The sequence below is a fragment of the Nostoc sp. 2RC genome (assembly GCF_014222165.1).
In the GTDB taxonomy this organism is placed as follows: Bacteria; Cyanobacteriota; Cyanobacteriia; order Cyanobacteriales; family Nostocaceae; genus Nostoc; species Nostoc linckia.
Window position 1 is genome coordinate 18,600 of sequence record NZ_JACKZU010000052.1, and the last position, 10,990, is coordinate 29,589.

19 protein-coding genes are annotated in these 10,990 nt (G+C 38.3%); 7 read left to right on the plus strand and 12 right to left on the minus strand.

The genetic code is table 11. The features are described from left to right. The first annotated feature begins 21 nt into the window (after positions 1-21). Genes GNE10_RS08805 through GNE10_RS08815 form a run of 3 tightly spaced genes read left to right on the plus strand, consistent with a single transcriptional unit; the run spans position 22 to position 1,836 of the window. On the plus strand, positions 22-411 hold the full coding sequence (locus GNE10_RS08805; protein WP_199342030.1) for a hypothetical protein: 390 nt from the start codon (positions 22-24) through the stop codon (positions 409-411). 33 nt (positions 412-444) lie between these two features. After that, on the plus strand, positions 445-1,659 hold the full coding sequence (locus GNE10_RS08810) for an RNA-guided endonuclease TnpB family protein (RefSeq protein ID WP_185564647.1): 1,215 nt from the start codon (positions 445-447) through the stop codon (positions 1,657-1,659). Positions 1,660-1,668: 9 nt separating this feature from the next. Further along, on the plus strand, positions 1,669-1,836 hold the full coding sequence (locus tag GNE10_RS08815; RefSeq protein WP_185564648.1) for a heavy metal transporter: 168 nt from the start codon (positions 1,669-1,671) through the stop codon (positions 1,834-1,836). A gap of 34 nt (positions 1,837-1,870) precedes the next feature. Here GNE10_RS08815 and GNE10_RS08820 read toward each other — a convergent pair whose 3' ends face one another. Then, positions 1,871-2,476 (minus strand): Uma2 family endonuclease, encoded by a 606-nt coding sequence (locus GNE10_RS08820; RefSeq protein ID WP_185564650.1) that lies wholly within the window; start codon positions 2,474-2,476, stop codon positions 1,871-1,873. Between the two features lie 372 nt (positions 2,477-2,848). On the opposite strand from GNE10_RS08820, the gene GNE10_RS08825 reads away from it, so the two are divergent. Then, complete coding sequence (locus GNE10_RS08825; RefSeq protein ID WP_185564652.1) at positions 2,849-3,277, plus strand: GFA family protein; 429 nt, start codon at positions 2,849-2,851, stop codon at positions 3,275-3,277. Between the two features lie 224 nt (positions 3,278-3,501). On the opposite strand, the gene GNE10_RS08830 is transcribed toward GNE10_RS08825, so the two are convergent. The 8 genes from GNE10_RS08830 to GNE10_RS08865 form a co-directional block, all read right to left on the minus strand. Continuing rightward, positions 3,502-4,119 (minus strand): Uma2 family endonuclease, encoded by a 618-nt coding sequence (locus tag GNE10_RS08830; RefSeq protein WP_185564654.1) that lies wholly within the window; start codon positions 4,117-4,119, stop codon positions 3,502-3,504. Positions 4,120-4,279: 160 nt separating this feature from the next. Next, positions 4,280-4,429: a hypothetical protein gene (locus tag GNE10_RS08835; protein ID WP_185564656.1), complete on the minus strand. Its 150-nt coding sequence runs from the start codon at positions 4,427-4,429 to the stop codon at positions 4,280-4,282. A 9-nt stretch (positions 4,430-4,438) separates the two neighbouring features. Continuing rightward, a complete protein-coding gene (locus tag GNE10_RS08840) occupies positions 4,439-4,588 on the minus strand; it encodes a CopG family transcriptional regulator (RefSeq protein ID WP_185564658.1) in 150 nt (49 codons plus the stop codon). A 29-nt stretch (positions 4,589-4,617) separates the two neighbouring features. Next, the gene (locus tag GNE10_RS08845; RefSeq protein ID WP_185564660.1) at positions 4,618-4,833 is read right to left on the minus strand and encodes a hypothetical protein; all 216 of its coding nucleotides are present in this window, start codon (positions 4,831-4,833) and stop codon (positions 4,618-4,620) included. After that, positions 4,821-5,132: a hypothetical protein gene (locus GNE10_RS08850; protein WP_185564661.1), complete on the minus strand. Its 312-nt coding sequence runs from the start codon at positions 5,130-5,132 to the stop codon at positions 4,821-4,823. The genes GNE10_RS08845 and GNE10_RS08850 overlap by 13 nt, the downstream gene beginning before the upstream one ends. 2 nt (positions 5,133-5,134) lie before the next feature. Continuing rightward, positions 5,135-5,434 (minus strand): hypothetical protein, encoded by a 300-nt coding sequence (locus GNE10_RS08855; RefSeq protein ID WP_185564663.1) that lies wholly within the window; start codon positions 5,432-5,434, stop codon positions 5,135-5,137. 53 nt (positions 5,435-5,487) lie between these two features. Then, positions 5,488-6,354 (minus strand): hypothetical protein, encoded by an 867-nt coding sequence (locus GNE10_RS08860; RefSeq protein WP_185564664.1) that lies wholly within the window; start codon positions 6,352-6,354, stop codon positions 5,488-5,490. Further along, positions 6,354-6,623, minus strand: a complete 270-nt coding sequence (locus tag GNE10_RS08865) for a hypothetical protein (protein WP_185564666.1) — start codon at positions 6,621-6,623, stop codon at positions 6,354-6,356. Before GNE10_RS08865 ends, GNE10_RS08860 begins: the two co-directional genes overlap by 1 nt. Before the next feature lie 152 nt (positions 6,624-6,775). On the opposite strand from GNE10_RS08865, the gene GNE10_RS08870 reads away from it, so the two are divergent. Then, positions 6,776-7,555, plus strand: a complete 780-nt coding sequence (locus GNE10_RS08870; protein ID WP_185564676.1) for an Rpn family recombination-promoting nuclease/putative transposase — start codon at positions 6,776-6,778, stop codon at positions 7,553-7,555. 33 nt (positions 7,556-7,588) lie between these two features. Beyond that, positions 7,589-7,762, plus strand: a complete 174-nt coding sequence (locus GNE10_RS08875) for a hypothetical protein (protein ID WP_185564668.1) — start codon at positions 7,589-7,591, stop codon at positions 7,760-7,762. A 387-nt stretch (positions 7,763-8,149) separates the two neighbouring features. Here the strand turns inward: GNE10_RS08875 and GNE10_RS08880 are convergent, their stop codons facing one another. Next, a complete protein-coding gene (locus GNE10_RS08880; protein WP_242062329.1) occupies positions 8,150-9,412 on the minus strand; it encodes a transposase in 1,263 nt (420 codons plus the stop codon). Between the two features lie 131 nt (positions 9,413-9,543). On the opposite strand from GNE10_RS08880, the gene tnpA reads away from it, so the two are divergent. Next, complete coding sequence (gene tnpA, locus GNE10_RS08885) at positions 9,544-9,867, plus strand: IS200/IS605 family transposase (RefSeq protein WP_242062333.1); 324 nt, start codon at positions 9,544-9,546, stop codon at positions 9,865-9,867. A 157-nt stretch (positions 9,868-10,024) separates the two neighbouring features. Here tnpA and GNE10_RS08890 read toward each other — a convergent pair whose 3' ends face one another. Together GNE10_RS08890 and GNE10_RS08895 are read right to left on the minus strand one after the other, a co-directional pair. Beyond that, positions 10,025-10,306 (minus strand): hypothetical protein, encoded by a 282-nt coding sequence (locus GNE10_RS08890; RefSeq protein ID WP_185564670.1) that lies wholly within the window; start codon positions 10,304-10,306, stop codon positions 10,025-10,027. Between the two features lie 30 nt (positions 10,307-10,336). Further along, positions 10,337-10,870: a WGR domain-containing protein gene (locus GNE10_RS08895; RefSeq protein WP_185564672.1), complete on the minus strand. Its 534-nt coding sequence runs from the start codon at positions 10,868-10,870 to the stop codon at positions 10,337-10,339. Positions 10,871-10,990 lie beyond the last annotated feature (120 nt).

Here is a 10,990-nt window from a genome sequence, read left to right on the forward strand (position 1 = left end):
GAAAAGAAGGGAGATTGAATCATGAGCATTAAATGGGGTGAAAATGAGTTAGCAACTTTGCACGAAATGGGAGAATTATACACCCCAGAACAAATTGTTTTTCGGCTTAAAAGACGGGGTTATCATCGCACAATATCAGCAGTTAAGAGAAAGTTACGTTCTTTGGGGTATTCTACACGCCCAGTTCTCGATAACTACAGTTGCAGAGAAATTGCTAGAAATCTTTGCCTACATCCAACCACTATTCTTTATTGGGTAAGGCAAGGTTGGTTAAAAGCGAAAAAACGCTCTGTTCATTGTTACCAAGTCAAAAGCCGAGATTTAAAACAGTTTTTTAATAATCCTCCAAAATCAATTAGGCATCGAATTGCAGCGATAGATCCGCTCCTTGTCAGGTATTTAGTTGGTTAATCAAAAATTAAAAAGAACTCGGAGGTAGTTCAAGTGTTTCATCTGACTTACGAATTTAAGCTTAAACCTACTCGCGCCCAAATTGGCATATTTGAAGACTGGTTAGAACAATGTCGCCGTGTTTATAATTATGCGCTGTGTGAGCGTAAAGATTGGATTAAATCTCGTTCTTGTCGGATTAATGCTTGTTCGTTACATTCTGAGTACATAATTCCTGCTGATACACCACGACCAACCTATTTTAACCAATCCGAAAGATTAACTCAAGCCAAAAAGAAATATCCTGAACTCAAGAAAGTTTCAGCACAAGTTTTACAAGAAACACTGAAACGACTCGAAAATGCTTTTATGGCAATGTGGGAACAAAAACACGGTTTTCCTAGATTTAAAAAACCAGGGAAGATGCGCTCTTTTGCGTTTTCACAGTTAGGGGTTAATCCAATCCAAAAAGGAAAAATTAAATTTCCTAAAATTGGCTTGCTAAAATTTTATCAATCACGAGAAATACCTGACAGTGCTACTGTCAAACAAGCTCGTATTGTTAAACGTGCTTCTGGTTGGTATGTGATGTTAATATTGCAATGGGATGTATCTGTACCCCAGCCAACGCCACAAGGTGAAGCACTAGGAATTGACGTAGGCTTAACAAATTTTATTGCTACCTCTAGCGGTTTAACTGTCAAACGTCCGAGGTTTTTTGTAGATGCCGAACGCAAGCTGAAATTGCTGCAACAGCGCGTCTCTCGAAAACGTATTGGCTCGAACAACTGGAAGAAAGCTCAAAAGAAGGTAGCAAAACTGCATGAGTACGTTGCTCGTTGCCGCAAAGATTGGCACTCGAAACTGTCTCACCAAATCTGTAACAATGTAGGGATGGTATTTGTTGAGGATTTGAACCTAGTAGGGTTATCTCGTGGGATGTTGGGCAAGCACTGTTTAGATGCTGGGTTTGGTCAATTCTTCAAGATTCTGGAACAGACTTGCTTTAAGCGTGGTGTCTATTTTCAGAAAGTAGATAGTCGCAAAACAAGCCAGATTTGTCCTAGTTGCGGATTCGAGACAGGTAAGAAGGAACTATCACAACGTACTCATGTTTGTTCAAATTGTGGTTACACCACCGATAGGGATGTGGCGGCGGCGCAGGTAGTTCTCCAGAGGGGACTTGCAGCCGTAGGGCATACGGTCAAGATGCTTGCTGAGGGTAAATTCGTTGGAATCCCTAAGATGCAAGAATCTCCCAGCTTTTAGCTATGGAGAGTGCCAAATGCAGCATTACATGATCGCCTATTTTATACGGGCTTGACTCGTGCCAGAAAATTAGCCATTGTGGTTGGCTCAAACAAAGCGATCTCCTTGGCTGTAAGAACCACAGATGACCAGCAGAGGTACACACGGTTGTGGCAGAGGTTGTTGCAGCCGATTTGATAATGGCAGTATAGTTCATTTTGTCTATAAATTCTTAAGTTGCCATAATATCGTCGAGTTTCATCCGTAAATTAGGTAACAAATAAGATGAGATCGGATCTCCTAGACGATATTGGCGTTGTTCATATACACCATTAACTAGTCGGCAGATGGTGAAGGTAGGTTGTTTCGGATTACCAATAAATTGCAAACCACCCAATCCACGGAAGTCTATAATCCAATATTCGGGTATATCAAGAAAAGCATATTCTTCTACTTTCCTAGCATAGTCATCCTGCCAATTAGTACTGACAACTTCAGCAACCAGCTTAATTGTATTGCCGTTACAAATAATCGGTTGTTTTTGCCAAAGAGGTTCATTAGCCAATTGTTCTTTATCTAAAACAATCACATCAGGACGCAAAGCTGTAGCTTCAGCAGCAGGCGGCTTAATCAAACAGGTTTTTGGTACTATCCAATTAAAATTAGAATGAAAAATTTCGACAAAGATTCTACCTGCAATATTCCCTGCCACAGCTTCGTGAGGGCCTGTAGGTTCCATGTCCCTTAACTCTCCATCAATTAGTTCGTAACGCGTATTGTCCCCGTATTCAGTTATAAAATTATCAAAGCTCAGTATTTTTGGCGGGGTGTATGTCATGAAAAAAACTCCAAGACGTTAGGCTATGATGATGAAAAATAACAGAAAAATACCGAAATAATTTATTTTCATCTGAAGTTAACCTATTTTAGCCAACGCTATTTTAATTTTCATATCCCTGATTTAGTTTTAAAAGGAGGAGCTATCTTTAACTAAAAGCCAAACTCCTGCTAACTTTACTATGTATTTTGTCAACGATCTATGTTGCACTATTCGTTGTAGCTATTTTTAGATAAACTCAAAGGTAAGTAAGTAATTTTGTTAACAATGTATCTGCAAGCATCACTTGTCTTTAATATATAAGATAAATCAATATCTAGCTGTGTGCTAGCCATTTTTGGGTGATTTCATCTCGCAATCTGGGAAAGTAATATGTCTGAGCAACATCAAGGCAAAGGACACTGCTTGTGTGGAGCGATCGGTATCTCGGTCAAGACAGTGAGTAAAAACATTGGCGGATGTCATTGCCAAATGTGTAGAAAATGGGGAGGTGGTCCGTTGTTGGTAGTCGATTGCGGAAGTGAAGTCTCGTTTGAAGGTCAAGAAAATATTACGACATTTAATTCGTCTGAATGGGCTGAACGAGCCTTTTGCAAGCAATGTGGTACTCACCTATTTTATAGATTAAAACAAAACAACCAGCACTTCATCCCTGTGGGGCTATTTGAGCAGTCGCCAGATTTTGTCTTCGATCATCAAATATTTATTGATGAAAAACCTGGGTATTACTGTTTTTCAAATAAAACCAAAAATTTAACAGGAGCCGAAGTTATTGCTCAGTTTGCTCCACCAACAGTTTAACGCTTCCTACCCTATTGGCTGAGAGTAGCCGATGGTGATGGAAACCACTGTAGATGCAATGTTATATGATGTTGTCAGGGAATTTGTTTTACACCGGGATAAGCCGTGCAAGATCTAAGCGATCTTAATTGGCTCCAAAAAACCGATATCCTTGGCTGTGGAGACTACAAACGATCGGCAGCGTTACACAATATTGTGGCAGAGGTTATTGCAAGAGCAAACAATTAAATAGTAGGCTGTCCGGCTGCAAATATTTGTTGCGCTGTTAATCGCAAGTTAGGAAAGACTGAAGAAATAAGTTGCTGATTATTTTGAAACAATTGTTTGCGATACTCATCTTCTACTAATTTGCAGATAGTGATTGTCGGTTGTTTGGGTTTGCCAATATACTCTCTACCTCCAATACCCAGATAATCAACAATCCAATACTCAGGTATTCCTAACAGAGCATAATCTTCAACTTTACGAGCATAGTCATTTTGCCAGTTCGTACTAACAACTTCAGCAATCAGCTTAATGGAGTTTCCTAATGTAATTATGGGTGATTGCTGCCATAATGGTTCATTAATTAGCTGAGTTTGGTCTAATACAATTACATCAGGACGGAAAGCTGTATTTGTTCCTAAAAGTTTAATTAAACATCGAGGGGGGATAAAATAGGATACTTCTTGACGGTCAATTTCTACATTCAATTTTCGCCCAATAAAAGCAGATACTTGCTCGTGCGGCCCTGTTGGTTCCATCTCAATTAATTCACTATCAATTAATTCATAACGTTCATTATCGCCATAATGAACAATAAATTCTTCAACACTTAAAAGTTTTGGTGCGAATTGAACCATTGTAATGTTCGCTACTTCTGGGTAAGGTTAATGGCTTTTTTGAATTCAAATATCAGGTTTATATTCTTGTCTAAATGAGCGTTTATCTATTCTAGCGTCAACAGTAAAATAAAATAGAATGACGACAATAAATTTCACCAGCTACTTTATGAAGAAGAATTCAGAACTGAGCATCAAACATTTGGTTGATTAATTCTCTAACACCTCTAGGAGAAACTTTTGAGTTAGTCAACCGCAATTGTTCAACTACTTGCTGTACTGTCAACCCTTGAGGATTTGCTTTCAAAGTATTTAAGATTTGTTCTTTCATGAAGTAACCCTATATATTCGCACCTAGTTTTCTGATTAACTCCCGAATCACATCAGTTGCAGGTCTACCAGTTGTATTGCAATAGTTATCTAAAGTTTGTGCCTCCTGTGAAGCAAGATTGATAGTTAATCTTTTTACCGCCCACTTTTTATTTGTCATTGTGTTTACTCCTAATATTGATATCGGTCTTATTTGTTGAGATAATCAGAAACCTCCGATTCATTCAACTCTTTGATAAAACCTATTAATCCGTGTGGACAATCACATCCCAAAACTTCCTCAAGAGCCAAAGAATTTAGATTGGTTTCTTGACAAACTGTGGTGAAAATGTCTGAGTATGTTAGCTCTAGATTTGTCTCCAGTTTTTGAACTCGGAGTTCTATTTTTTGGGCTAATTTTTCCATATATTTTCTGATGGTTGGTAATTTGTAGCTGCTGTGATAACTGTTTCAGGGACAAGTTGATTTTGGTATTCTTCTTCTGTACAGGGATAAGAACCTACAGTCAAAGTTCGCCATGTTAGAACTACAAAATAGCAGCAAGAAACAGCGTGTTCTCTAGCAATTGCAGCAAGACTGTCTAACCCCGCCTCTGATTCAAGATGAGAGGCAGGGTTTATACCATCGGGCAATATCCCGTCTGCACGATACCCAAAATCAACGTAAAAATCTACAAAATCTGATTCAAAGTCTTCAGCGTTCATGGTTAGTTTTTGATTAATTCTGCTCGTTCTAAACAATCCAATAAAGCTTCTTTGTAGTCACTTACAAAACTCGTGAACTGGAGATAACAATTATCTACACACTGGAGATCACAGCGAGGTACTTCCTCATAATCATCTTCAGTTAGTTCTGCTTCTGGAATGCTATCATCTGCTGGAAAATATTCAACGTTTAACTCTATTCTCCAATTGCGCCAGTCATCATCTTTGAATTCAAGTGTTCCTTGTGTAAGCGAATTTTGTTGAAGTAATTCAATTACTTTGTTTAAGTTAATTCTTGGCATTTTTTTCTCATAGTTGAAAAAATATAGCAGCCAACGCGGGCTGCTTTTGATTTCTATCGAATAGCTGCTGGAGTTTTCAGCCCCGCAACATAATTCATCCATTGCCGGATGGCTTCTATCTCAGGTGTGCCATTCGCAACTGCACCCAACACCTGCTGCTGGTATGAACTGGTGGCAGTATTGGAATCAACCTTGTCCGCTGCCCAAGCAAAGCAAATGTCTCTCACTAGTTTATCGACCACAGATACAGGAAGTTCACTAGGGAATGACACATTCTGAAATTGCAGCCACTCTTTAATTAAGTCCACTGGATAATTTGTCAATGTGCGGACTTGTTTAATTCTCAAGTCTTGTGGATGAACCGCAGCAGGTTTTGGTTTACTTGGAGAGGGTGTTTGTAGAACAGCATTATCATTTTCATCCTCATCCAAATTATATTTAGGACTGGTGGATAATTTTGACTGAATCTGCTGTATTAGTCCTGCCCAGTCAGCGTTGGCATCCCAATCTCTACGAATTTTAGTTTTGGCTAAAGCATCATACAAGGCGCAGAACACAACATTTTCCTCTCCAGGATTAGCAACAATTGTCACAGGTCTAGAGAAATCCTCGACAACTGATGCGGCGAGTAAGAAAGACTTAGTAAAGTTAGTCTCTATCCCGCTTCTAACGACATAAAGTTCATCTGCCAAGATGAATATATCTAGTTTCAGGTTGTCTTTGCCTTTGTAATCTTTATCTGTCAGTTGTATTTCGCTAATATAACCCGTTAATGCTCTCTGGGGTATAGGAGTTTGTTTATCGAGAGCAACATCAAAGTTATACCAACCATAAACTTGACCGTTGATTTCTAGCTTCTTAACGTACAAGTAAACGGGTAGTGGTGGATTACCTAAGCCTAGTTTAATTTCAGTGTTCATTAGAAATTCTCTCCTTTATCAGTAGTATTATTTTGTGCAGATTGTTTGTACATTCGAGCTTTATTCATTTGATGACTAGATGCCTTAATTAACGGCATTGCTGCTTCTTTTACAGACGCTTTCGCTTGCTCAAAAAGAAACTGTGTTGCGCCTTCTGCATCTTCTTCTGGCTCGATTTGACCCCATAATGAGCAGCCTAGTTCTACCGATTCAAAGTCACCAAGATTAAATTTTCTGTGGTAAGTTACGGAGATTGTTTTGATTTCCATACAAATTTATTCAATTTTTTAATGGTTTTCAGCGAAGCTATTCTCTACTAAATGAATTCTTAAAATTATCAAGAATAATCGTTTATAATTGATTATTATAACTGATTTCAAGTAATTAAAGTCTGCCATGAAACTTAACTAAATAATGAATGATGTTCGATAATACTTGTAAATTAATTGCTGAATTGTATTCTCCTGATTTTGCAACTTGGTTGTTAGGTAAACCCATCACTTTAACTAAGTTAAGCCCGACAGAACTATCAATAGAACCAATTCGGGCCGATGCTTTAATCATGTTGCAATCAGATGAAGTTGTTCTCCACATAGAGTTTCAAACCGAGCCTGATGAAAATATGCCATTTCGTATGGCTGATTACTACTTGCGGATATATCGTCGTTTTCCCAATAAACAAATATATCAATTTGTGATTTACTTGGATAAAACCACGTCGGAGAAAGTGTATCAACTCACATTTACAACAGGAAAAATGAGGCATGAGTTTGATGTAATTCGTTTGTGGGAACAACCATCAGAAATATTTCTAAGAACTCCAGGGCTGTTGCCCTTTGCTGTATTAAGCGCGACTGAGAATAAGGCTAGTACACTACAACTTGTGGCGGCGGCTGTTGATAAAATTAGTGAAAGACGGACACAGAGCAATATTTCTGCTGCTGCTGCAATCTTAGCTGGGTTAGTATTAGATCAAGAAGTGATTGTGCGTTTATTTAGGAAAGACATTATGCGAGAGTCAGTCATTTATCAATCAATTCTGAGCGAAGGTAAAGAAGAAGGGATTGAATTAGGTGTTCGCCGTGTTGCTGTTAACCTTCTAAAAGAAAATATGCCCGTCGAAATGGTGGCTAAAGTCACTGGATTGACAATCGAACAGGTGCAAAGTTTGGTTATGACAGACGTTGAGCAATCCGAATAAGCAATATACTTTTGTTTCAATCAAAGGAATACCATGCGTGAGTCAGTAGTTTATCAATCAATCAAGACCGAAGGCGGCGATGAAAAAGCCCGTCAAATTGCTATCAATATGCTGATTGAGGGTATGAGTGTTGACTTAATTGCTAAGTTAACTGGCTTATCAGTGGAACAAGTGCAACAATTAGAACAGCAGCAAACTCAAGAGTAACTTAAGATACTTCCTCGCTCGTTATCCTAACTTCCACAAAAGGCTCAAGACAACCACCACTTCACCCAAGTAATGCAGCACATCGCCCAAATGCGTTTTCATTCTTCAGTTCTCTAAATTATTTTGATTGTTAATACTTGAGTGTTGTTGCTTATACTTACCCATTTGATAAGCCGAAGTTTTAATCAAGGGCAGAAACTTTGGCTTGTTTAAACAAAAATTCTCTAGCCCCTTGTGCATCTTCTTATGGGTCAATTTGTCTCCAGAGTGAACAGCCTATCTCTACTGACTTATAATCACCTAAATTGAATTTTCTTTAATAGGTGACAGAGATTGTTTTGATTTCCATAAAACTACTATTATGAACTACCTACGGACTTCGCTTCGCTACGTCCGAGGTTTCTGACGCTTCACCTGCTGAACTTTCCTAAACCCTCCACAATGCTGTGGGGTTTTAGAAAGAGGTTTAGCATCAGCGTTTGAGAGGCTAGTTCCTAACCCCTTAGCATAATTGAGCATTACCATAGCTGCTGCTACGTCACGGTCAGCAACAAAATTACAAACTTCACAATTATGCACACGTTCAGATAACTCTTTTTTGTTTTTGTGTCCACATCTAGGACAAGTTTGAGATGGAGCAATCTTGAGAGGTACATCAACAAATACCCCATTAAACTCATCAAGTTTGTATTTGATAAGTGATATCAAGTTACCAATTCCAACATCTAACAGCGACCGATTTAATCCTGTTTTTTGATGTTTTCTCTTACTGCCCTTCTTGGCTTTACGAGTCATCCCCTTGATGTTCAACTTCTCACTAGCTACCAGTGAATTATTCTTTACTATCTGTGCAGCTACTTTATGTTGCCAATCTTGTCTTTGATTGGTAACTTTACTTTGAAGTTTACTAATTTGTTTCTTGGCTTTTCTCCAACGTTTAGATGCTTTAATTTTCTTTTTGAAGTTAGGCGCACGTTTGCGCCGCAATTTCTTAGATGCTTGCTCTATTTTTTGTTGGGTGTTGGCTAAAAATTTTGGATTATCAATTATTGTTCCATCTGAACAAGCAACAGCGTGATAAGTACCAAAATCTAAACCTATAGCACCAGTGCTAGTTTCTCGTTTTGATTCACAGTTTACAGTAATTGAGGCATACCATTTAGCTTGTTTCCAAATAATTGTACAAGTCGTTGGTGTACCCCAAGTTCTAGCTTTACCCCTCATCTGAATCTGTCCTAGATTAGACAATTCTAGATAGCCGTTATCGCCTGTTGTATGTGCCTTCCATCCACTTATTCCAGGGTAAGTCCAACCACGATAATGTCGCGCAGACTTGAATTTTGGGTATCCACCTAATCTACTAAAAAAACGTTGAAAGGCATAGTCAAGACGCTTTACAGTTGCCTGCAAAGCTTGTGAACCTAATTCTTTATATTCATGCCAACATTCTTTGAAATCTGGCAGAATATTTTGCTGATCATAGTAACTAATAGAATTACCAAAACGCTGATATTCTGTCTTTCTGTGGTAAAGACAGGCGTTGAATAAATCTTTATGAAGTCGTCGCCAATAATGCAGTTTCGACTCCTGAGATTTAGTTGGATATAAGCGAAAGGTAGTTCTACGTGTTACTATCATGGGTGTCATCATACCATTCACTTAACATCCAGTGCAACGCTTACTCACAAGGAGTTCTCACGCGGTATTTTGCATTCACTTACATATTGTGTTGGTAACTAAGTATCGACGCAAGGTGATTACTTCTGAAATTCTCACGCTTGTTGCAAGCAATTTTCACGGATCTCTGTGAACAACAAAAAAGTATTTTAATTGAGTTCAACGGTGTTCGCGTAGCGTCTCGTAGAGAAGAAGACCATGTTCATTTATTAGTCAATCTGTCTCCAGACAATCATATTTCTGAGTTTGTAAAAGTCCTAAAATCGTCATCAAGCAGACTAATTCGCAAGGAGTTCAAGTCTCATGTTGACAAATACTACTGGAAACCTGTTTTTTGGTCTAGCTCATACTTTGTCAATTCCAGTGGCGGAGTATCGCTTGATGTTTTGAAGAAATATATCAAGCAGCAAGATTCTCCGCGCAGCTAACTAGATCCTGCCCTTGCTTTCATCCCCCAGTTCCTTTTCACTACACTGGGGGACTTCCCGCAAGGAGGGTTAAAACTTCTAGAAATTCAGCTTAGCTGTTACTGAAAACTTTTAACTATACTCCCCAGCCAAATAAATAACTGAGGAATATGATTATTTATTCTGCATTGATGTAATCGCTTGGATCTAATTGATATGGGGAAAATCCATCTGCATCACTACGGTAAATTGGTTCTACATAATCTAATACCACCTCATCCGCAATAATCTCTGTTCTTGTGTAAAGAGATGTAATTTGTGTGTCCATTTCTGGGATATCAATTCCTAATTGTTCACATATTTCTCTAATTTTTAAGTATTGAGGATGTATTTGTTCATCATTATGAGAATTATGTCCATACCCCTCTGATTCCCAAGAGCTAACAATTATTTTTGCCATAGTTTTACTCCTTCTATACTGCAAATTACGCTAAACCACTCGCCAGAAATTCTTGCTGATTGACTTCATACTAACAACTTTCTCGCTAGAATCATCTTTTGACTGCTGCAATTGTTCAGTAGACAGCAGTGAGTTTAGCAGTTGAATCTGGTGGTCTACATCTTCAACTGTTCGGTAAACAGTGCGCGGATCAATCTGCATTCCTAGTGGCGTTGGCACGAGTTTCAAATAATTATTCAGTGATTCAATGTAGCCAGGATTAAAGTTTTTGTTGGCTACATAAGGACGCAGAGTATTTAAGATTTGCAACGCCCTTCTGATATCTCCAATGCTGCAAGAATCAACTTGAGGCTGACTCTCTTGATAACCTTTGGATTTTTTCTCGTAAACCAAATTATTGTATTTGTTGATAGCTTGTTGAGAATTAGTGAAACTATGCGTTTTAGTTTTGGGATTATAACCTACTCTACCCCACTGTACTATTAAGTTGTTTTCTTCAATTTTCGCTGACCAGAATTTATTGCTGTTGTTAATAGCATTAGCGTAAACAAGATAAATTTCCATGATTTTTATTTTTGATAATAGTAGGTAAAAACGTGAAGAAGGCAGAAGGCAGTCCCAATGAAAAAAATTTCACCGCCAAGCATGAAAATGTGGTAGCGTCCACTTAAGGTTGATACAAAC

Excerpts from the sequence above, each read along its gene's own strand:
- GNE10_RS08895 (WP_185564672.1), bottom strand. The coding sequence starts at position 10,870 with ATGGAAATTTATCTTGTTTACGCTAATGCTATTAACAACAGCAATAAA.
- GNE10_RS08890 (WP_185564670.1), bottom strand. The coding sequence starts at position 10,306 with ATGGCAAAAATAATTGTTAGCTCTTGGGAATCAGAGGGGTATGGACAT.
- GNE10_RS08835 (WP_185564656.1), bottom strand. The coding sequence starts at position 4,429 with ATGAAAGAACAAATCTTAAATACTTTGAAAGCAAATCCTCAAGGGTTG.
- GNE10_RS08850 (WP_185564661.1), bottom strand. The coding sequence starts at position 5,132 with ATGAACGCTGAAGACTTTGAATCAGATTTTGTAGATTTTTACGTTGAT.
- GNE10_RS08820 (WP_185564650.1), bottom strand. The coding sequence starts at position 2,476 with ATGACATACACCCCGCCAAAAATACTGAGCTTTGATAATTTTATAACT.
- GNE10_RS08880 (WP_242062329.1), bottom strand. The coding sequence starts at position 9,412 with ATGATGACACCCATGATAGTAACACGTAGAACTACCTTTCGCTTATAT.
- GNE10_RS08840 (WP_185564658.1), bottom strand. The coding sequence starts at position 4,588 with ATGACAAATAAAAAGTGGGCGGTAAAAAGATTAACTATCAATCTTGCT.
- GNE10_RS08870 (WP_185564676.1), top strand. The coding sequence starts at position 6,776 with ATGTTCGATAATACTTGTAAATTAATTGCTGAATTGTATTCTCCTGAT.
- GNE10_RS08825 (WP_185564652.1), top strand. The coding sequence starts at position 2,849 with ATGTCTGAGCAACATCAAGGCAAAGGACACTGCTTGTGTGGAGCGATC.
- GNE10_RS08855 (WP_185564663.1), bottom strand. The coding sequence starts at position 5,434 with ATGCCAAGAATTAACTTAAACAAAGTAATTGAATTACTTCAACAAAAT.
- GNE10_RS08845 (WP_185564660.1), bottom strand. The coding sequence starts at position 4,833 with ATGGAAAAATTAGCCCAAAAAATAGAACTCCGAGTTCAAAAACTGGAG.
- GNE10_RS08865 (WP_185564666.1), bottom strand. The coding sequence starts at position 6,623 with ATGGAAATCAAAACAATCTCCGTAACTTACCACAGAAAATTTAATCTT.
- GNE10_RS08830 (WP_185564654.1), bottom strand. The coding sequence starts at position 4,119 with ATGGTTCAATTCGCACCAAAACTTTTAAGTGTTGAAGAATTTATTGTT.
- GNE10_RS08805 (WP_199342030.1), top strand. The coding sequence starts at position 22 with ATGAGCATTAAATGGGGTGAAAATGAGTTAGCAACTTTGCACGAAATG.
- GNE10_RS08860 (WP_185564664.1), bottom strand. The coding sequence starts at position 6,354 with ATGAACACTGAAATTAAACTAGGCTTAGGTAATCCACCACTACCCGTT.
- GNE10_RS08875 (WP_185564668.1), top strand. The coding sequence starts at position 7,589 with ATGCGTGAGTCAGTAGTTTATCAATCAATCAAGACCGAAGGCGGCGAT.